At 61.6% G+C, this 18,545-nt stretch carries 21 protein-coding genes and 1 pseudogene; 13 read left to right on the top strand and 9 right to left on the bottom strand.

What is annotated here, in order from left to right; genetic code table 11:
• Positions 1-35 precede the first annotated feature (35 nt).
• From CWO91_RS20415 to CWO91_RS44370, 11 genes are all read left to right on the top strand, one after another.
• On the top strand, positions 36-878 hold the full coding sequence (locus CWO91_RS20415; protein WP_245471313.1) for a type II secretion system F family protein: 843 nt from the start codon (positions 36-38) through the stop codon (positions 876-878).
• The gene (locus CWO91_RS20420; RefSeq protein WP_130215680.1) at positions 875-1,783 is read left to right on the top strand and encodes a type II secretion system F family protein; all 909 of its coding nucleotides are present in this window, start codon (positions 875-877) and stop codon (positions 1,781-1,783) included. Before CWO91_RS20415 ends, CWO91_RS20420 begins: the two co-directional genes overlap by 4 nt.
• Before the next feature lie 2 nt (positions 1,784-1,785).
• A complete protein-coding gene (locus CWO91_RS20425) occupies positions 1,786-2,433 on the top strand; it encodes a methyltransferase family protein (protein WP_130215682.1) in 648 nt (215 codons plus the stop codon).
• 24 nt (positions 2,434-2,457) lie between these two features.
• The gene (locus CWO91_RS20430; RefSeq protein ID WP_245471314.1) at positions 2,458-2,961 is read left to right on the top strand and encodes a hypothetical protein; all 504 of its coding nucleotides are present in this window, start codon (positions 2,458-2,460) and stop codon (positions 2,959-2,961) included.
• An 8-nt stretch (positions 2,962-2,969) separates the two neighbouring features.
• Positions 2,970-4,340, top strand: coding sequence for a pilus assembly protein TadG-related protein (locus CWO91_RS20435; RefSeq protein ID WP_130215684.1), 1,371 nt, complete (start codon positions 2,970-2,972; stop codon positions 4,338-4,340).
• Positions 4,340-4,762, top strand: a complete 423-nt coding sequence (locus CWO91_RS20440; RefSeq protein ID WP_245471315.1) for a TadE/TadG family type IV pilus assembly protein — start codon at positions 4,340-4,342, stop codon at positions 4,760-4,762. Before CWO91_RS20435 ends, CWO91_RS20440 begins: the two co-directional genes overlap by 1 nt.
• Positions 4,763-4,840: 78 nt before the next feature.
• Complete coding sequence (locus CWO91_RS20445) at positions 4,841-5,848, top strand: phosphatase PAP2 family protein (RefSeq protein ID WP_165405578.1); 1,008 nt, start codon at positions 4,841-4,843, stop codon at positions 5,846-5,848.
• Positions 5,849-6,229: 381 nt separating this feature from the next.
• Positions 6,230-7,861, top strand: a complete 1,632-nt coding sequence (locus tag CWO91_RS20450) for a type II and III secretion system protein family protein (RefSeq protein WP_130215690.1) — start codon at positions 6,230-6,232, stop codon at positions 7,859-7,861.
• An 11-nt stretch (positions 7,862-7,872) separates the two neighbouring features.
• A complete protein-coding gene (locus CWO91_RS20455; RefSeq protein WP_130215692.1) occupies positions 7,873-8,277 on the top strand; it encodes a hypothetical protein in 405 nt (134 codons plus the stop codon).
• Positions 8,278-8,445: 168 nt separating this feature from the next.
• The gene (locus tag CWO91_RS20460; protein ID WP_245471316.1) at positions 8,446-8,895 is read left to right on the top strand and encodes a tetratricopeptide repeat protein; all 450 of its coding nucleotides are present in this window, start codon (positions 8,446-8,448) and stop codon (positions 8,893-8,895) included.
• A gap of 134 nt (positions 8,896-9,029) precedes the next feature.
• Positions 9,030-9,353 carry a hypothetical protein gene (locus CWO91_RS44370; protein WP_245471317.1) on the top strand — a complete coding sequence of 108 codons (324 nt, stop codon included), beginning with the start codon at positions 9,030-9,032 and terminating at the stop codon, positions 9,351-9,353.
• A gap of 135 nt (positions 9,354-9,488) precedes the next feature.
• Here the strand turns inward: CWO91_RS44370 and CWO91_RS43095 are convergent, their stop codons facing one another.
• On the bottom strand, positions 9,489-9,992 hold the full coding sequence (locus CWO91_RS43095; protein WP_165405572.1) for a hypothetical protein: 504 nt from the start codon (positions 9,990-9,992) through the stop codon (positions 9,489-9,491).
• Between the two features lie 7 nt (positions 9,993-9,999).
• Between CWO91_RS43095 and CWO91_RS20470 the strand changes: the two genes are divergently transcribed.
• Complete coding sequence (locus CWO91_RS20470; RefSeq protein ID WP_130215696.1) at positions 10,000-10,446, top strand: hypothetical protein; 447 nt, start codon at positions 10,000-10,002, stop codon at positions 10,444-10,446.
• Between the two features lie 125 nt (positions 10,447-10,571).
• Here the strand turns inward: CWO91_RS20470 and CWO91_RS20475 are convergent, their stop codons facing one another.
• From CWO91_RS20475 to CWO91_RS20485, 3 genes are read right to left on the bottom strand one after another with little or no spacing between them, the layout of a single operon-like run.
• Positions 10,572-11,129 carry a hypothetical protein gene (locus CWO91_RS20475; protein WP_130215730.1) on the bottom strand — a complete coding sequence of 186 codons (558 nt, stop codon included), beginning with the start codon at positions 11,127-11,129 and terminating at the stop codon, positions 10,572-10,574.
• A complete protein-coding gene (locus tag CWO91_RS20480; RefSeq protein ID WP_130215698.1) occupies positions 11,126-12,292 on the bottom strand; it encodes an ERF family protein in 1,167 nt (388 codons plus the stop codon). Before CWO91_RS20480 ends, CWO91_RS20475 begins: the two co-directional genes overlap by 4 nt.
• Positions 12,276-13,127, bottom strand: a complete 852-nt coding sequence (locus CWO91_RS20485; protein ID WP_433995566.1) for a YqaJ viral recombinase family protein — start codon at positions 13,125-13,127, stop codon at positions 12,276-12,278. Before CWO91_RS20485 ends, CWO91_RS20480 begins: the two co-directional genes overlap by 17 nt.
• 254 nt (positions 13,128-13,381) lie before the next feature.
• Here CWO91_RS20485 and CWO91_RS20490 point away from each other — a divergent pair, with 254 nt between their 5' ends.
• Positions 13,382-13,777, top strand: a complete 396-nt coding sequence (locus CWO91_RS20490; protein ID WP_130215702.1) for a hypothetical protein — start codon at positions 13,382-13,384, stop codon at positions 13,775-13,777.
• A 58-nt stretch (positions 13,778-13,835) separates the two neighbouring features.
• On the opposite strand, the gene terL is transcribed toward CWO91_RS20490, so the two are convergent.
• The 5 genes and pseudogenes from terL to CWO91_RS43745 all read right to left on the bottom strand — a co-directional run.
• Positions 13,836-15,275, bottom strand: coding sequence for a phage terminase large subunit (terL, locus tag CWO91_RS20495; protein WP_130215704.1), 1,440 nt, complete (start codon positions 15,273-15,275; stop codon positions 13,836-13,838).
• Positions 15,272-15,688, bottom strand: a complete 417-nt coding sequence (locus tag CWO91_RS20500; protein ID WP_130215706.1) for a DUF5681 domain-containing protein — start codon at positions 15,686-15,688, stop codon at positions 15,272-15,274. The genes terL and CWO91_RS20500 overlap by 4 nt, the downstream gene beginning before the upstream one ends.
• Positions 15,681-16,955, bottom strand: coding sequence for a site-specific DNA-methyltransferase (locus tag CWO91_RS20505; RefSeq protein ID WP_130215708.1), 1,275 nt, complete (start codon positions 16,953-16,955; stop codon positions 15,681-15,683). Before CWO91_RS20505 ends, CWO91_RS20500 begins: the two co-directional genes overlap by 8 nt.
• Positions 16,956-17,071: 116 nt before the next feature.
• Positions 17,072-17,998 carry a hypothetical protein gene (locus CWO91_RS20510; RefSeq protein WP_130215710.1) on the bottom strand — a complete coding sequence of 309 codons (927 nt, stop codon included), beginning with the start codon at positions 17,996-17,998 and terminating at the stop codon, positions 17,072-17,074.
• Between the two features lie 364 nt (positions 17,999-18,362).
• Positions 18,363-18,545: pseudogene (locus tag CWO91_RS43745) on the bottom strand (hypothetical protein); the annotation flags it as partial.

An 18,545-nucleotide genomic window follows, 5' to 3' on the forward strand; every position in this document is an offset into this window, starting at 1 on the left:
CCAATTCGTTGTGGCTCGACGCCCGGGAGCGACGCATGCATCGTCGGCTGGCGGTAGCTCTGCCGGCCTCCCATCCGGCCAGCTTGCCATCCATTCGCCGGTCGGAGACCGGGTCGCGGTCTCTGCTTCTCCACCGCCTGGCCAACTACAGGCCCGAGATGGTTCACACCTGGCATCCGGCCTATGTGCTACTGGCCTCAGCCGTTACAGTAGCCGCAGTCTTCTATGCAAATCGCGTGCTGGGATTTCCCATTCTCTACGTGTCTGTCGCGGCTGCAATCGCCGCCATAGTGGTCGTGCGAGGTCTGTTTGGATGGCAGCAGCGTCGCTTCGCCAGTCAACTTTTTCGGCAGCTGCCTGACGCGATCCAGCTGGTAACAAGTACGGTTCGGTCGGGTCTTCCTGTGCACGAAGCATTTCGCACCATCGCGCGCGAGATGCCGCAACCAACGGCCGGGCAGTTTGCCATCGTATGCAGCGAAGTGAATCTGGGAAGACCCCCAGAGGAAGCCGTCGAAGCCGTCTATCTGCGAACGCAAGTGGCAGAGTATGCGATGTTTGCGGTGACACTTGCAGTCCAGTTGAAATCCGGCGGCAGCTTGGCCGAAACCTTGCAGACGCTGGGCGACACAGTGAGTCAGCGAGTTGCGCTGGCTGCTCGCGCCAAGGCGCTGGCGGGAGAAGTGATTTTCTCCTCGCGAGCACTTACGATCTCGCCCTTGATTGCCGGAACGCTGCTATACGCGGCCAATCCGATGAATGTCGATCTGTTGTTCTCTGATCCAACTGGAAACAAGCTTCTGGCTTACGCAATAGCCTCGGTTCTTGTCGGTCACTTCGTGATAAGTTGGATGGTCAGGCGGGAAACAGAACTATGACGTTCGGTCTCAGTCTGGTGGCCCTCGCAGTAGCAGCCGGGACTGCGACCTGCTTGTTGATCATCCGCGAAATGCACGTTCGTGCATTGGACACACGGGTATCAAACGCCGTGATGGGTGTCCCTTACCGGTCAGCACCTTTCAAAGACGTGACCAGTTGGTTTTCATGGGTCGGCATGCGGTATCGGCGCTTCTATGCCGAGGAAAATCTGGAAGAACTACGAACGATCCTTCAATCATCAGGCTTCAATCATCATCGCACCCTGCCGATCTGGATCGGCATCAAGGTCGTCAGCATGTTCTTGTTCCCGGTGATTGCGCTACTTCTTGCGCAGCTTTCGGGAAGGGGGCCTGCGGACGTGCTGGTCTTTACGCTCATGGGCGTGGTGATTGGAATTGTGGGGCCGCGATTGGTTCTGTCGGTACTGAAACGGCGTTTTGATGCTGCCATTCGGCTAGGCGCGCCCGATATGATCGATTTGCTGGTTGTGTGCAGCGAAGCGGGAATGGGCATGGAGAGCGGGCTGGGACGGGTCGCGGACGAAATGAAGCAGACCAATCCCGCCATGGCGTGGGTACTGCACCGTCTTCTTGACGATCTCCGGATACTGCCAAATCGGATCGAGGCATTCGAGAATTTGGCATCTACCTCAGAGGGTCTTCGTCGGTTCGGCACAATGATCAGTCAGAGCCTGCAATACGGAACGCCGTTGAGCCAAGCGCTACGCAGTATCGCGACCGACCTGCGGCGGGAACGTATTACCAAGCTCGAAGAAAGAGCGCACAAGTTAGGCGCCAAGCTGACCATTCCGATGGTGCTGTTCCTGCTTCCGGCCATGTTTGTCATTATGGGAGGAAGTCCCGTTCTGCACCTCGTGCGTTCATTTGCCAGCTTCGGTAAGTAGCCATGAGCACGATCGCCCTTTCGAAGAACTCTTCTTACGATCGGATCATGCGACTGTTTGGCAGCATGTGGTTCTTGTTGCTGGCTCTTTGCGTGGCCATCAAAATTGGGGCATCGCTTGCCGATCCCTGGCCATCGCTTCTATCGGGTTTTTGCCTTGCCATTTTCTACATGCTCCTGGCGCTGTTGATCATCACTCGCTCTCCGGCAAAGGCGCATGCAGACGGCCTGCTCCCTAGAATAGCTGCGTTCGTCGGCAGCTATTTGCCATGGACGATCAGCTTCCTGGGCAAGACCGACGAAACGCTGCCAAACCTGGCATCGACAGCTTGCGTGCTGGTCGGCACGATCATGATGCTTGTCACTATCCGCCATCTAGGTCGGTCGTTCAGTCTGGTGCCACAGGCGCGTTCGGTAGTGCAGACCGGTCCGTATCGATGGATCAAGCACCCGCTCTATGTCGCAGAAGAAATCGTGGTCCTGGGCGTCGTGTTGCAATACCTGACACTGCTTACGGTGATCGTACTGGTCCTGCATATGGGCATCCAGGTATGCCGAATTCTTTACGAAGAAGACCTGCTTCGGCGCAATTGCCCTGAGTATTCCAGCTACGAAGCATCACGCTGGAGAGTGATCCCTTATGTTTGGTGAGTGGCTATGCGTGGTCGAATTGTCATGGACATGGTTCAAATCGCGACTGCCCGGGCTCTGCGATCGGAAGTGATGGGTATCGGTCGAGGCAGGCGCGCGTGTCGTAGAAATTCTTTCATCGCGGATCAGCGCGGCGCCGTCGCGTTTGAGACAGTCATCGTTTACATTTTCATGGTGTCGAGCCTGCTCATGCCGCTCGCCGACGTGGCCGCCGCGGGCTTCCAGTTTATCTCCGCGTGGTCGGCGTTGCGCGGCTTCGGGCAGTATGTCCAGTACTATAATCCGCTCGGTCCCGACGGCACGGTGACCTGGAGGTCAGGGCTACAGACAACAGTCGCTGGTCATACCATCGGCAACATCCAGGTCATATGCGGAGACGCAGGCGCTACCTGCTCGTCAGGCAATATTGCTTCTCCCAAGTACTTTACATTTTCGACAACAGTCACTTTGGCACCGATTGTGTTGAGATCGGTGCTGTGTCCCAACAGTTGTACGTACACGCTGCCTTACTCAGAACGCTTTCAGTAGGTGTTTCCATGCGTAATCTGCTCCGTTCCCGACGAGGCTCGGCCGCATTCGCAACAGTCATCGCCCTCGTGCCGCTGATCGGAGCGGTTGCACTCGGGGCCGAGGCCGGATCGTGGTACGTCACCCACCAGCACGCGCAGAACGCCGCCGATGCGGCAGCGTACTCGGGCGCCTTGCGGCTTGCATGCGTGATTGCTGGTGCGACGACCTGCGATCCACAATCAGTGGATTATCGCGGCAAGGAATTTGCGGCACAAAACGCGTTCTGCAACTCCGGCGACAACACCGCCTATCCGGGCACAAACTGTGCGAGCATCCTCCCGACAGGAATCTCGCACGCCGTGCAGATCGATATCGGCGACTACAATGGGGCCACGTTCACAACGCCGGCTGCAGGCAATGGTAACGCCGTTCGCGCCAGGGTTAGCCAGCAACAGCCGGCGTACTTGGCCGCAGTGCTGGGTTTGACCATCGTCAACATCCCCGCCCAAGCCATTGCGCTGGTCAAGCTGCCCAGCAAGGTGTGCGCCTTGGCGCTTGGACCTGATCCGAGCGGCGGAGGAGCGCTCAAAATTGCTGGTAACGTCAGCAACAACGGAACAGGTTGCCCGGTCATGTCGGATTTCAGCGTGCAATTTGCCAGCACTCCGTCTTTCACCGGTTCAGGATGGGCCGTCTTAGGTACAACTGGCTGTGCTCCAACCAGCCCCTGCGCCAATCCCGGCGTAACGCACAATTACTTCATGCCTCCGGCCCTGGATCCGCTTCGGGGTCTGAACAATGCGTCCTTCAACACGAGGACAGGAAGTACGACCAGCGCAAATACAAAGCTGGCACAATGCCCCACCAGAACGCCGCCATATCCCAACGGCAGCAAGTGCTACAACCTTCCGCCCAACGACAGCAGCGGCGCGTATACTGGAAACTTTAGCTGGGGCTCACAGGACTACGTGACTTTTACTGGGTCAGGAACATATTTTTTCTACAATGCATCGGTGAATATCACTGGCGCGACCGTCACGGGCACAGGTGTCAACATCGTGCTGCTCGGAAATTCGAGCCTCACGATCAATGGCGGGAATATCAATCTCTCCGCCCTTGCCAGCAACCCCACATTTCCTGCGCTGAATGGGGTTCTGATTGACGATCAAACGACTGCGAACGTCAACATCGGCGGCAATGGCGTAATTAAGCTTGCGGGCGCGATGTATTTTCCCAGGGCCGATGTGTCGTTCGGCGGGAACACGCAGCCTGACAACACGACCTGCTCAGAAGTGATCGCCCAAAGACTCACCATGAGCGGTGGCGGCTACCTGAGCACGGATGGATGTGCTCCAACTGTAATCGCCTACACCCAAGTCGTCTCTTTGGTGCAGTGATGAGGAAGCTCGACAATCGCGGTGTCGCGGCGTTTGAATTTATCCTCGTGTTCGTGCCGCTTTTCACATTGATGTTCGCCATCTTCGATCTCGGACGCTATGCGATCACTATGCAGTCCTTGCGGACGCTCGCGAGCGCCGGCGCCCGGGCGGTCATGATCAACTGCTACACGCCTGCCGTGCTTCAAAGCCCGCCTCAGTCGCCGTCCGGCTGCACCGGCGATCCCCTGCCGTCCACTACCGATAAGCAGAAGGCGGCGCCTTTCCTATTTAGGAATGGTAGTTCCTCGCCGACGGTCAGCACCACTGCGGGAGCCGCTGCACTGACCGTGACGGCCTCTCAAGCCGGCTTTGCCATGGTGATGCCGATCTGGGGCACAGCACTCAATGCGCCGAGCGCGTCCACCCAAATTCCATTCTAAGACACTGCCGGGCATCAGCCGATGAACACTCGAAGAGTCTATGGCGATGGCGATCGCGATGATGCCAGACGTGAAACCATGGCCAATGCCAACATGAAAGCATCATTGACGCAGGACGTGATGCCAGCCCAATATTTGGGTCCGGTCGCGATCTTCCAGTGGCCCTTGCCTTGGGCAATGATTTGCCTTCTGCTTGCGGTTGATTTTGTGTGGGCCTCGCAGATTGGGCTGAAAATCAGTGGCGGCGAAATCAAGGCCGGCGTAATCGGTGCCCTGCTCGCGCTTTCCGCGGCATGCCGCGGCCGCAATCGAGTTTGTGCGAACATGCTCGAGGCAGTTGCTTGGTTGTTCACTTTCGCCGCTACGGCTTCAGTGCTGACTTACCTCGCTGCCAGTAGTGCATTCCCTCTGCAAGACGTGATGATGGAGCGGTTGGACCGTGCGATTTACTTCGACTGGTCAGCTTGGCACGACGCGTTGGTCCACCGACCAATCCTAAACCGTCTGCTGTCGGTGGTCTACAACACCCTCTTTTCGCAGTTCCTTCTTGGGGTCATCTGCTTCTCCAAAACGCACAGATCCGCACGCATCGAAGAGCTGATGCTACTGATGTGCGCGACGGTGGCGCCGACAGCGCTGATCTCGGCGATTTGGCCAACGCTGGGTCCGTTCGCCGCGCAAGGCGGTGGCGACTTATCCTATCTGCGAGATCTGCTGGCACTACGTGCGGGCGGGCCGTGGCATTTCGAGTCGTTGGCGATGCAAGGCATCATAGCAATGCCATCGTATCATACGGTTCTGGCCGTGCTGTTCACGTATGCCTTTCGCAGCACCGGCCTGATCGGATATGGAGTCGCAGCGCTGAACGTGGCGATGCTGTTTTCGATCCCGCCGATCGGCGGACATTATCTAGTCGACGTGCTCGCCGGCGGGGCGCTGGCCCTCGGAGCGATCGCCGTCCAGCGAGCGATTCGGCAGTCTAGCGGACTGCGTCCATCTCAGCGTAGCGACGTCGCTTCGAGGCCGCGCCACCAATCGCGCATTCGCGCAATGCGTGGCTCGTCCATCGGGCGAACAGTAGCCTGATCGATTTGGCCAAACGCCCTGGGGATGGAACTGCGCCAGCGCTACCTGCGGCCAGCGCCTCTGAGCGTGCGAACTGACGTCGCGCTATTAGCGAAACGGCGGCGGGAACCCTCAAGGCGGTTCCACAGCAGGACAGTTCCAAGAAGGCAGAAAGTGGTGCTCGCAGGCAACATTGCGAAGTTTTCTCTGCCCTCGCCGCAGTGCGGTAAGCGTCTCTTCTTGCAGGAGGCAGCATGAGGGATGATGATCTTGGAAATAGGCAGTAACGATTTGTAGTCGTACAGATTGTAAGCTCTGCGACGTGGTGCGCAGAGGGAACTGTTGGGGACATCGAGTACGTAGATTTGCGGGACAGCCGCGGATCGCAGCGGGGGAACTCGAATGGGTGGCGGTCGCGTTTCGGGTAATAAGGTAGGGAGGCTTCTCGCCTTCGGTGTGCTGGGTCTTGGCGCGGCGCTCGCCGCGTTTGGGTCTGACCGCGCCGAGGCTGCAGACCGGCGGGGCTCCTCCGGCGGCGTCTTTGTCAGCGAAATGAACGACGTCCAGCGGGTCAAGGTGGTCGTCAATAAGTCACGCACCTTCAAGGTTGACACGCCTTTTGCAACGATTGTCGCGGGCTCGCCTGACATCGTCGACGTCAAGTCGCTGAGCGATCACCTGATCTACGTCCAGGGCAAGCAGACCGGCACCACCAACGTCATCCTGTTTGACTCCTCGATGAAGCAGATCGGGATCCTCGACGTCGAGGTCGTGATCGATACGGGCAATCTGCAGCAGAACATCCGGTCCAGCACCGGCATGCAGGGCATTCGCGTCTCGGCCTCCGAGGGGCAGGTGGTGCTCGGCGGCATCGCCACCGACGCAGTTGCGGCTGAGCGGGCCATGGCGATCGCCACCAGCACCGTTGCGAAAGGCGGCGTCGTCGTCAACGCGATGAGTGTTGCGGCGCCGCAACAGGTGATGCTGGAGGTGCGCTTTCTCGAGGTCACCCGGGACGCCGGCCGCGACCTCGGCGTGAACCTGTACGCGGCGAATGCCAATGGCACTAACGTCGCGAATACGGGGCGTGGTGGGGTGGTGACAGGCGCGACCGGCCGGCGACCTATCGGAGGCGTCAATGGCGATGTCGGTGCTCCCCCAACGGGTAGCCTCCCTGTGCTCGGAACAGTAGGTACGCTTCTTGGCACTGCGGGCGGCATAGCTCCGGCCCCGTTCGGAAGCTTGTTGACCAGCATCATCCGAACCAGCAATGGCGGCTCGGTGGACTTATTGATCTCGGCGCTGGAAACCAAGGGATTGGCTCGCAGGTTAGCGGAGCCAAACTTGACCACGCTTTCCGGCGATGCTGCTCGCTTTCTGGCCGGCGGCGAATTTCCAGTGCCGATACCAAACACAACGACAAACGGTTTTCCCACCGTTACGATCGACTACAAGAAGTTCGGTGTCGAACTGGCCTTCGTCCCCACCGTCCTCTCGCGGGGCGTGATCAACCTTCGGGTTGAGCCGTCGGTCAGCGAGCTTGATTTCGCCAATGCGGTGACGATTCAGGGAACGACCGTTCCAGCATTGACCCGCCGCGATGCGCGCACGACGGTCGAACTGCGTGACGGCCAGAGTTTTGCAATCGCCGGCCTGCTGCAGACCCGCAATCGCCAGGATGTCTCGCAATTGCCATGGATCGGCTCGGTGCCCGTGCTTGGAGCCTTGTTCAGCAGCAAATCGTACCAGCAGGAGGAAACTGATCTGGTCATCATCGTTACGCCGCACCTGGTCGCACCGGCGGCACCCGGTCAGCAACTGGCGTCTCCGCTCGATTCCCGCCTTCCGGCCAACGATGTCGACTTCTTCCTCAATGGCCAGATGGAAGTCCGCAAGCGTTACAATGACTACGTCAATTCCGGCGGCGACGTGAAGGGCCCGTACGGCCACATCATCGCTCCTGAGCTAAGGGCGCCCGTTCCGCCGCCGGCCGCCGCCGTTGTCGATCAGCCTGTCGTAAAGACCCTCAACTAGCGGAGCGCAAGATGACCATAAGGTATCTGGTTCTGTTCGCGCCCTTGCTGCTCGGGGGATGTTACGGCCTCGCCGGTCATGACGAGGTGGACCGCTATTTCCAGCGTTCCGACACCATCACGATGACTGCCGGCGATGCCAAGCAGGTGAATGCCGCCACCCACACGATCCATCCTTGGCCGCGATATGTCGGCGATCGCAGGATCGCGTACGACGCTCGGCGTGTGGGCGCCGCCGTCACACGGTATGGCAAAACGCAACGGCCGGTGGATCAGCTTCCCGATATCGGGCCGGCGACCGAAGCGATGGGCCAGCGGCCTCCCACCACCCAGAATGTCAACATCGAAGGATTGGGAGCCGGTTCGTCTGCTGGCGTGTCGGTGCCGGTCGGCGGCGCACCCGCAGGCGGCAGGTGAGGACTATTGGTACGTGGTTTTGGCGAGGCTGTTTGCGATCGGTGCAGTGAGTACGCTGGGCCGCGCGGGGGACGAGGGGTTATGCGGCGTGTCATTCTAATGCTGACCTGTTGCTGGATGGGGACAGGTCTTGCGGCATGTGACTATACGACGAGGGAGGCTGCAATCGTGGCCCCCGTGGATCCGCCGGGCGGTGACCCCGTGCAGGAGCCAACCGACGTCAAGTATTATCCTTCGGACGAGCCCGTGCGGCTGGGCCTGGAGCATTTCAACCGCGGCAGTTACGGTATCGCACAGCGCTATTTCAAGGACGCCGTCGAGAAATCACCGAAGGACGTGACGGCCTGGGTTGGTCTCGCGGCGAGCTATGATCGGATTCGTCGGTTCGATTTGGCTGATCAGGCTTATGCCCAGGCGATCCGCCTGGGGGGCGAAACCGTTCAAGTCCTGAATGACCAAGGATACTCGTACATGCTGCGCGGCAATCTGAGCGCGGCGCGGCGCAAGTTCGAGAAGGCCTATTCGCTCGATCCCGGCAATCCCGTGATCGCCAACAATCTCGAGCTTCTCAACGGCAGCCGGCGGTTCATCGAACGGCCGCCGAACAATCAGCCGTAGGCCCTGCTTTGCTGCAGTAGTTTTTATCTTAATGATGTTTTCGCGGCCGAAGGCGCCATGCCGGGAAACCGTTAAGACAAGTTAAATACTTTGGAACTGAGACAAGCCAGTCGCTTTTTACGAATGGCTTGTTCATGAATCGGCTTTTCAAGTTGCAGTTCCTTGGCCCCTGCGAGCTCTTCTCCGCCACACTTAGCGCCGAACTGGTTGTGCAAGCTTTACAATACTCGCCGAGCTCCAAACTCCTGCGGTTCGTCAATCTCCGGATCTTCGGCATTTTCCAGCGCAGCCACGCATTGCTCGACGGGCTGGTTGCCATCAACGGATTTCAGCTCTTCGGGATAACACTTGCGCTGTTCCTGCTGGCCTGCCTTGGGCTCGCGGGCAAGGCGAGGCCGGCGTTCACCATCGCAACGCATATGAGCGCAGGCTATGTGGGTTTTCTGCTCTTCGCCTAGCGGGGCCGGCGCGCCGACCACGGCGCAAGCATCACTTGGACCGATCGCGGTCCCGACCGGTGTCGGCCTGTACGTCATCGCGACCATTCTTGGGGCTTGCCTTCTGTCCTTTGCGATCACGCACCTGCTGTATTTTCAGGCCGTCGCAAAGGAAATCAGTGCCTTGGGCAGGCGGCTACGATTCCGGACGGTTGTGCCAACCGAAGCTTGATCAGCGCCTGAACTTCCGGTCGATAGCGGCGCCGAGGATGTTGGCGTAGTCATGCTCCAGGCTGTGCGCGCGTTGGGATCGAGGCGCTTCCATCCTGGGTGCGCCGGCAAATCGCGGACATCCTGCACTTCCCGAGCAAGCACGACCACCGGTGCACGCGTCCGCATATCGTCGTCGCGCTGGTTCGTTGGAGTCTCATCCCTGCCGAAGGCGACGAGGCCCTCCGCAGATCCGACCGCGGCTGCCGGCCCCCACAGCGACATATGCTGATTCGAGATGTGCACCACGATGACGCCGTGGGCATATCCGGCGAATGATTCGCGCGTGAGCAGGTGCACGGGAATCGCATCGGAGGAGAATGCGTCGAGTACGATGAGATAGTAGTGCTCCGGAGATGCTGTCAGCATTAGCCGCGCATCGCCGAGCAAGATGCGCATGTCTGGGCAGGAAACGGAACAGGGCCGGGTCGCGGGCGACGCGGGCGACATGCGGATCGAGCTCGAAGAACGTCCATGCCTCGCCGTCCTGGCGATGACAGGCGAGACTGCCGGTGCCGAGCCCAACAGCCGCAACGCGCGCCAGCCGTCCTTGCGCGGCGCGGGCCGATGCGATGGCTTCGCCGATCGGCCCGCCGACATAGAAATACATCGTCGGTTCGGGGCGGCCGCGCACCGGCGTCCCTTCGTTGTTGCGGACGCGTTCGGCGCCATGCGCGGTCGTTCCGTGCATCAGGAGACGGGCTCTCCCCGTGGGGTCCTCGACCACGCGGTGCACGCCGAAGAAGCTGCGGCTTGCTCGATCGGCGAGAGCAGGGGATCGAGCTTGGCAATTGCGAAAGGCGAGCACCGCCAGGCCGAAGAAAAGCGCCGGTTGTCGCCGTAGCAGCAGATCTGCGGCTGCGAATGCTGCTACCGATCGAATGGTGGAGTGGGCGGACGGCTCCCAAAACCAATGGTAGGGGTCGCCGCCCGATGGAGAGCTCGCGCCCGAGATTTCGATCTGGCCTTTCAACGCGGTCGGCGCATCGGTCCAAATACGAGGCGCTGATTCCTGAGCTCGCGAAGCAGCAGCATCCGTTTGGTTTGTGCGGCGTTCAGCAGGCCCTCGAACAGGACCAGGACCTCGCGCGCCTGCACGTAGACTTCGGTGGTGATGGCGTGCGCATCGAAGCCATAGGACGCAAGGCGCGCGTCGATTTCGGCCGCAGCGATCGGATCAATCCGCCAGCTCAACGCGTTTTGCAGCGTATAGTACTCGGCCTGCTCTTCGAGGTCGGGATCGATCCCGGCCATGTCGATGCGCCGCAAGGCCGCTTCAATCGCCTTTTGGCGATAGGTCTCGAGCAATTTGTGCCGCAAGAGGCGGTAGCGCTGGATCTCCCAGGACAGTTCGGCGACGTCAATGGCAAGCAGCCACTCGATGGCGGACCGGGGTGCAAGCTCTGCGAAGATCGCTTCCCGGAGTGCTTGGTACTGTTCGAGGTGTTCACCGGGCGCCAACGCCTCAAACTCGACCGGCAGCGCCGTGACGGTCAGCTCGCGCGCGGTTTGGAACAGGCCGTTCATCGGGGTGAGGCCTCCGAACCAAGGTTTGCGGGAAGGGGTGCGGCGCTGACGGCGGGGTCGACCGGACCGTGGACCGGGCTCGCTGCCCACAAGTCCTGCGCGACCAGCAACGGCGCGATCTGCAGGTTTGTCCACCAGGCGCGCTCGTTGCCGTGCCGATGCAACTCCTCATGATGGGCCCGGCACAACGGCACGGCGAACTCGTCACTGACCTTGCGGCCGAGCGCTCGGGGCTGGGCGAATTTCAGATGATGGGCATCGCACGGGGTTTGCTGACACACCAGGCAGGGCTGCGCGCGGACAAATAACAGGTGCGCCTTGCTGCGCTTGCGGGGCGGCTCCTTGGGGTGGGCGAGCCTGGACTCGGGTAGCGCTGGCTGCAGCGCGGCCTCGGCGCCCGCAGAGAGCGGCGCTGCTGGCAGGCTTGGCTCGCAATCCAGCGCCGCGGCTTGATCGGCGGCTGCGGGACGTGTGGCGTCCTCAAACTTGGCCTGATAGGCGGCCTCGACGGCCCGGGCGTCATCTTCCCGCAGGGTGTTTTTCAGCGGCAGGCTGGCCTTGGCCCAGGCCAGCAGGTCATCGCTGGCGGTCAAGGATGCGAGCTGGCTCAAGAGCTGCTCCCGGAGTTCGGCGGACTGCGGCAGCCCCAGCACCGGTGCGCGGTTGAGAATGCCCTTGGCGGGTTTGGGATGCGCGCCCACGGTTGCCTGCGGCCCCGCGGCTGGCGGGCTAGCCACCGCGTCGGGGGCGTCCAGATCATCCTCGCCGGCAATCCCGACCAGCGCGAACAGCGCGTAGCGTCGGGCATAGGTGAGCGCCGCGCCCATCCGATGCGGCGCCTCGATGTCCCTGCTGGCGCAGACCGGCCAGTCCGAGGAGATCCACTCGCCGGAGGAATGGGCGAGCAGGGTGGTGAGGTGGATGTGGCCGGTGCTGGCCTCGACCCGGGTGGTCTGGATGGTGGCGATCTCCTGCTGGCTTAAGGTCTTGCGCACGATGTCGAGGCCGCTCGCCAGCGAGGCGTAGTGGAAGGTCCGGTCGTCATCGCGCAGAAACGGCGAGCGGATCTGAGCGGTCAGGGTCTTTTCCGGATTGGTCAGTTCGGCTTGCGCACGGGCCAGCGCCGCTGCGATCGCCCCGATATGGTCACTGGCCTGGTGCATGGATGCGCTCCATCTCAACCGGATCAAAGCTGATTGCGCCGGCTTTGGAGCGCTTGGCGCGAACGCCGTGGCCAAACGCTTCCTTGGCATACTCCGGCAGCAGCTTTTTGAGCTCGGTCTTGGCCAGTTCGTGCTCGCCATGGGCGGCGCGGGTGCGCAGATAGGTCGCCGCGCACTCGGCCCAGAGATTGGAGGCGGTCATGTCGACGACTTTGACGGCAGCAAGCCGCGGCCGCGGGGGCTCGATCCCAAACAGCAGCGGCGGCTCGCCGCTCTGCACGCAGCGCCAGAACTTCTTCTCGGCGGTCAGCAGCAGATGTTGGTAGAGCGGATCCGCATGCACCGTGATCTCGACCCATTTGCCGCCGCCGGTGATGATCGAGAGCACTGACGAGCGCGCTGCGACCACCCACATGTTGTGCTGCAGCTGCGCCATGTGCTTGTCGACCGCCGCCTCCTCGGTAAAGGCCCAGGGCAGCATGAACTTGGCCTCGAACACCGCGCCGGTCGGCGCGACGATGCCGTCGAGGGTGGCCGCCATCCAGGCGTGGACGGGATGGCGCACCCGCTTCTGGATGTCGGTGATCGCTTGACCGGTGGCGTCCTGGTACCAGCTGCGGTTGAGCGCTTCGGTGGCGATGCCGAGCTGAACGACCAGGTTGCGGGACAAATCTTGCGGTGCGATCTCGCCGCGCTTTTCCCGCCACAGCCGAAGGAGCTCGTCCTGGTCGTCGCCCATGATGATGCGCGCGTCCGAGCCGCCGACAAAGGCGCGTCGGTCGTAGCGGTTGAATGTGATGCCGGAGTGGGGCGCCTCGGCGCCGTCGGTTGAAATCGGGGTCACCGGTCTCTCCTTGGTTTGGCACACGCGGCTGGCCGCCGCACCACCAAAACCCCCGCCGCTGCGAGGAGAGATACCGGGGCCATCGGCTAAGGCCCGGTCCAATGATTAACGCTCCTTTTGCGCGGGAATGCCAGTCCTTTCTGCAGCAAATTTGCTGCTCTTTTGGCGAGAAAACCCTTGATGTCTCAGGATCTTGGAGGGAATTTTCCGGGCGCCGCGAGCAGCACGAGCCGAGGACCTCGGAGATGGCGTCAATTCGACAAATCGAAGCCAATCGCAGCAATGCGAAGCGCAGCACGGGGCCGAAAACGGTGCCCGGCAAAGCCAAGTCCAGCCGCAACGCTCTGCGCCATGGACTCGCCAGGACTTGCAAGCGGGATGACCCGGAGTTCGCGACCTTGATGGTCGCAATTCGCTCGGGCCTGGCCTGCGAGATTGGATCGGAAACGGCTGCCGCCGTGGCGCAGGCCAACTGCGACCTCTGGCGCGTGCGACTGGTCCGCCAGGCGATGTTGGCCACCCTGGGGGATGAGTCGGTCGGAGACGTGGCGCGGCGGCTCGAGGGGCTTGAGCGCTACGAGCGCAGCGCGCTGGCGGCGCAGAAGCGCGCGCTTCGATCGCTAAGGTCACTGCGAATGTAAGCTTGCGATTGGCTTCGTTCTGGAGAAAATCTCGACTTTCTAGCTGTCCGGCGACCGGTCATGGGAAGCCGTAGTCGTAACCGTCCCGGCCGACCGAAATGATGTTAAGGCCGATGTCATCGAACATCGGGTGGTTCCCCGCCCACTTCAAAAATTGCGAGGTGCTGTCGACCTGGTCGTCGTGCTTGCCGTTGGGAAAGGCCAGGAGCTCCAGCAAGTAGTCGTCGAGCCAGGGCGCATCTGCGGGCAGATGCACCTGTCCGGCCTCGATCCGGAAGGATTGTGCCGCCATGCGATCGGCCTTGCTGCCTTCGGGCTTGATGCCGATTGGGCGTGGCATGCCGTTTGGCGTATCACGTTGGAGGTCCTGCAACATCGCGATGCCGGGGCCGGCATCCTCGACCAAAATCGCGTCTGCATTATATCTGGTCGCCAGCGCGGCCACGGCGCGCCGCAGGTCGGGATATTGGTGTCGGCCGCGGTAGAGATCGACGAGGTAGTAGTCATTCTTGATCATGCGCCAGGTGGTGCAAACCGAGTAGTCGTTGGCCTTTCCGGTCATCATGGCGGTGTCCCAGCTCTGCACGACATGGTCAGATGGGCCAGCCGCCGGCAGCTGTTCGAACCGGCGAAACCAGTCGCGCTTGATCAGATTGCCCTCGAGCGGGACTGGCCGCTGCTGGTATTGCGCCGAGAATTGCAGGCTGCCGATTTCGGCCTTGATCCGCTCCAGCACCAGCTTGCCTTCGCGCCGCGGGTGCAAGAGGTTCCCAGCGCGACGACGAAAGACGCGATCGTAGCCGATGGCGATGTCGCCATCTTCGGTGGCAATGGCCGGCAGATCGAGGTGATGCCAGCCGCCGGCTTGCAGCAGATGACCGGCGAGATCGTCTTCGTGCAGGCGCTGCATCACCACGACGATGCGCCCGACGTCCTTGTCGTTCAATCGCGAGACCAGGGTGCCGCCAAACCACTCGGTGACGCGGTTGCGCCCAGGCTCCGACATCGCCTCCTCCGCTTTGAGGGGATCGTCGATGATGATGAGGTCCGCGCCCCGGCCGGTCAGCGTGCCGCCGACCGTGGTGGCGTAGCGGCTGCCGCCGGCCGTGGTCACAAGTTCGGTCCCAGTGTCCTTGGCCGGGCGCATGGCCGGAAACAACTCTTGATACCAGTCCGACTCAATCACCATTCTGAATTGCCGGTGCAACTCGGCGGACAGCTCGCTCGCGTAGCTGACCACGATGATCCGGCGGCTGGGGTCGTGGCCGAGCCACCAGGCGACGAACGCGACCGAAACCGACAGAGACTTCAGCGACCGCGGCGGCTGGTTGATGAGCAGCCGAGGGCAATCGCCGCCGTGGACGCGCATGAGCTGATGGGCGATCGCATCGATGTGCCAGTTCGGCAGATATTCGCTGCCTGGAAAGACGGTCGCGAAGGCCCTTTGGATGAAATAACGCAGATCGGTTCGGAGCAGTGCGGCCACCACCGGCATCATGTGCCGTCCTCCTCGTCGCGCTGGCTTGCAGTCGTAGCATCGGCGTTGGCCAAGACGTCTCGGCGATATGCCTCGAGGATGGCCTCATCTTCGGGCGGCAGGCTGGTCGCGGTCTCTTCTGCGGAGCCGACAGTCATCGCCATCGCGAGGGAGAGGAATCTGTCGAGGGCCCGCGCGTCCCCTTTGAGCGCCTTTTCCCGCAAGCGAAGCAATGCTGCCTTTTGCGTGGTGACGCGTCGTGGCCTACCAGCGTCGTTCAGCGCGACCGGTGCCAGCAGGATGTTTTTGAGGTCGGTGGTAAAATTCAAGCTGCCCTTCGGGCGCCCGCGCCGGTTGCCGGACTGCCCAGGCTTGAACCGGCTGTGCAGCGGCGGCCTGCCATAGCCAATGCTCTTGTGCGATCTTTTAGTCATTGGCGCGCTCCAGCTTCGCGGCGCGGGTTTGGCCGAACGGCTCGCCCGATTCGGCGTGCACCGCCAGCTTGCCGGTCAGATGCTGCCAGCGGCGGATGGTAACATCGACGTAGATGGGATCGATTTCGATCAGCCGCGCCCGGCGCCGGGTGCGCTCCGCGGCGATCAGCGTCGTGCCGGCGCCGCCGCACGGATCGAGCACGATGTCGTGCTCATTGGTGCAATCGCGGATCGCGTCGACGATCAGCGCGACCGGTTTGACGGTCGGATGCAGGGCGAGCTTGGATTTCGGCGAGTGTGCCCAGCTGTTTTGGTAGTCCCACACGTTGCAGCGGTTGCGCCCATTGCGGCCGAGCTGGACGTTGTTGAGGTGGGGCGCACGGCCCTTCTTGAAGACGAAGACGAGCTCATGTTTGGATCGGTAGAAGCTCCCCATCCCGGGGCGCGGTTTGTTCCAAACGCACAAATTGAGCTGTTCATCATAGATGGGGCGGGTGGCATTGAGCAGCTGACTCACGCCGCGCCAATCCATGCAGACATAGTGCAGCGAGCCATCGATGGCGTGCTCGCAGACCCGCATGCACAATTCGGTTAAGAACGCCTCGAACTCGGCGTCCGACATTTCGCCGGCGGCCATCGCAAAGTTGGCGTGCTTGGTCTTGCCCAGACCCGAGGCGTGGCCAGCGATTGGCACGTTGTAGGGCGGATCGGCAAAAATCATACGCGCCTGCGCGCCTTCCATCAGGCGTCCATAGCTCTCTGCCTGCCGCGCATCAGCACAGAGGAGACGATTGTCCCCCAAGATCCAGAGGTCGCCCAGCCGGGTGACCGAGGCGCCTGCCTCAGGTGGCGGCACTTTGTCTTCCAAATCCTCTGAAACCGACATCGCAACGTCGAGTTCTCCGGTTGAGAACCCGGTCAATTGCAAGTCGATTTGGGGGTCAATGGTCAGCAGCTCGGCAAATTCAGCGCGCAACGCCTCGGCATCCCAGCTGGCGTCCTCGGTCAACCGATTGAGCGCGAGTCGCAGCGCGCGCAGCTTGGCATAGGGTAGATCACGGACGGTCACGACGGGCACCTCGCCGAGGCCTAGTTGCTTGGCGGCTTCGATCACCGCCCGACCCGCCACCACCCGTCGCTTGTGATCGACGACAACGGGGGCCACGAATCCGCACTCGCCTATGATCGCCGCTATCCTGACGATCTGGTTCTTAGGGTGACGCCGCGTCTCACGCCCGAGCGGCTTTAGCTCGTCGATCGGCACCATGGTCGGTGTGAGGTCATGCCGAAGCGGGTACCCATTTGTCTGCGGTCGGTTTCGCAAGTGATTGCTCCCTCAATTGGACACTGGCCAAGTGAGGGGCTGGGCGGGCTCACGGGCAATTAGGAAGACGTTACGCCGGCCGCCAAATGTCGCCGGCGACGATTCCGGAATGCGACGGCGTGCGCGATGAATTGGCTGACCGTCGTCGCGCAGAGGGAAGGATCACACATACGCAAGAACTTGACCACGAAGTGGCCTGCAGGCGTTTGCGGCGCGCCGTCATAGCGGGTCTTGATGTAGGGGGTATGCGTGAATTCACCACCATAACATTCCCAGAGCTCGGCAAGCCACACGACCGCCTGGACCATGATCCGTTTGGGTACCGGGCCGCCGCATTTCTTGCTGCGCTTGAGCGCGGCTTCGAGGGCGACGTCCAGTCGCCGCGCGATCCGAACGGCGTCGGCCAGGCTGCGCAGAGCGTAATCGGCGGTTTGCGGTAGGGCATCGGACGCTTTGCCTTGGGAGACGAAGTCGGCCCACTTCAAACCGTCCGCCAGATGATCCGCCGCCTCCGCGAAGGCCATCAGGTGCGCGGTCGGTCCGTCGCTGCATTGGGCTTGTTGCCGGGCGCACGAGGCAAGGCCATAGAGCGCGTCCGGCATCGCGCAGAAGACGTTGAGTGGCCCGTCAGGTGCCGTTGGCGCTGGCTCGGCGCGCCAATCCGGCAGCGGCCCCACCGCTGCCACGCTCTGCAGGAAACCGCGCGCCCGCCGCCGCATCGCGGCCAACGCCACGTGCACCTCGCGCCGGCTGGGTTGCTGCGCCATTTGCAAGAGGTCTTGCCGCACGACGTGGCCGATGTGGTCGAGACAGGCTCGGCAATCGGCCTCGCGGCCCGCCAATTGAGGCAGATGCGCCCTAAGCTCGTTGAATTCCGCGTCGCTCAGGAGCCCCCTCGGTGGGGCATGGTCGTCTTTACGGTGCTCGGAATCGTGGGCTAGCTCCGCGCCGCCCCGCGGATCAACCTTGTCTTCGAGCTGCACCATTCCGAGCCGCCCCCATTGGGGATCTACGCGCCTTGGCATCGATGGCCCTCTATCAAAAGATTCGCAAAACCAGCCTAACAATGGCTCGCCGACCAGGCCATTCGATTCCGGCTCACCCGTATTTGTCCGGTATCGTCCACTTTTACGTGGTGGCGCGCTGGATGTTCTGCGGCGGCCTAAGACAATGCCGAACGCACATGCGATGTCAGGACTATTTGGAAATGCGGGCTATCCGCACAAGCGCAGCCATCTCTCAGACGCACCAAAATGCGCGAGCGGTCCGCCTTGGACAGGGTGGCCACAAGCTATACCGCACCATCAGACATCAACTCCGGGCTTTGCGAACGTCCTGTGACGGCGTGGCTCAGCCAGATTTGCTCCGTGCAGCAATCTCGTTGACCTTCGTCAACGTACGTTCGAATTCCGATCGGAGATATTGCTCGTGCGCAAGGGTTCTGTTGGCTCGATCAGAAATGCGACTTTCACGAGAAAGCGGTTCAACAGCGAAGCGATTAAAGGATTGTCCGAGTGTTGCGAGCGGAGTGCC

The sequence above is a fragment of the Bradyrhizobium genosp. SA-3 genome (genome assembly GCF_004212635.1).
GTDB lineage: Bacteria > Pseudomonadota > Alphaproteobacteria > Rhizobiales > Xanthobacteraceae > Bradyrhizobium.

Excerpts from the sequence above, each read along its gene's own strand:
- CWO91_RS20415 (WP_245471313.1), top strand. The coding sequence starts at position 36 with ATGCATCGTCGGCTGGCGGTAGCTCTGCCGGCCTCCCATCCGGCCAGC.
- CWO91_RS20420 (WP_130215680.1), top strand. The coding sequence starts at position 875 with ATGACGTTCGGTCTCAGTCTGGTGGCCCTCGCAGTAGCAGCCGGGACT.
- CWO91_RS20425 (WP_130215682.1), top strand. The coding sequence starts at position 1,786 with ATGAGCACGATCGCCCTTTCGAAGAACTCTTCTTACGATCGGATCATG.
- CWO91_RS20430 (WP_245471314.1), top strand. The coding sequence starts at position 2,458 with ATGGACATGGTTCAAATCGCGACTGCCCGGGCTCTGCGATCGGAAGTG.
- CWO91_RS20435 (WP_130215684.1), top strand. The coding sequence starts at position 2,970 with ATGCGTAATCTGCTCCGTTCCCGACGAGGCTCGGCCGCATTCGCAACA.
- CWO91_RS20440 (WP_245471315.1), top strand. The coding sequence starts at position 4,340 with ATGAGGAAGCTCGACAATCGCGGTGTCGCGGCGTTTGAATTTATCCTC.
- CWO91_RS20445 (WP_165405578.1), top strand. The coding sequence starts at position 4,841 with ATGGCCAATGCCAACATGAAAGCATCATTGACGCAGGACGTGATGCCA.
- CWO91_RS20450 (WP_130215690.1), top strand. The coding sequence starts at position 6,230 with ATGGGTGGCGGTCGCGTTTCGGGTAATAAGGTAGGGAGGCTTCTCGCC.
- CWO91_RS20455 (WP_130215692.1), top strand. The coding sequence starts at position 7,873 with ATGACCATAAGGTATCTGGTTCTGTTCGCGCCCTTGCTGCTCGGGGGA.
- CWO91_RS44370 (WP_245471317.1), top strand. The coding sequence starts at position 9,030 with ATGAATCGGCTTTTCAAGTTGCAGTTCCTTGGCCCCTGCGAGCTCTTC.
- CWO91_RS20470 (WP_130215696.1), top strand. The coding sequence starts at position 10,000 with ATGTCTGGGCAGGAAACGGAACAGGGCCGGGTCGCGGGCGACGCGGGC.
- CWO91_RS20475 (WP_130215730.1), bottom strand. The coding sequence starts at position 11,129 with ATGAACGGCCTGTTCCAAACCGCGCGCGAGCTGACCGTCACGGCGCTG.
- CWO91_RS20480 (WP_130215698.1), bottom strand. The coding sequence starts at position 12,292 with ATGCACCAGGCCAGTGACCATATCGGGGCGATCGCAGCGGCGCTGGCC.
- CWO91_RS20490 (WP_130215702.1), top strand. The coding sequence starts at position 13,382 with ATGGCGTCAATTCGACAAATCGAAGCCAATCGCAGCAATGCGAAGCGC.
- terL (WP_130215704.1), bottom strand. The coding sequence starts at position 15,275 with ATGATGCCGGTGGTGGCCGCACTGCTCCGAACCGATCTGCGTTATTTC.
- CWO91_RS20500 (WP_130215706.1), bottom strand. The coding sequence starts at position 15,688 with ATGACTAAAAGATCGCACAAGAGCATTGGCTATGGCAGGCCGCCGCTG.
- CWO91_RS20505 (WP_130215708.1), bottom strand. The coding sequence starts at position 16,955 with ATGGTGCCGATCGACGAGCTAAAGCCGCTCGGGCGTGAGACGCGGCGT.
- CWO91_RS20510 (WP_130215710.1), bottom strand. The coding sequence starts at position 17,998 with ATGGTGCAGCTCGAAGACAAGGTTGATCCGCGGGGCGGCGCGGAGCTA.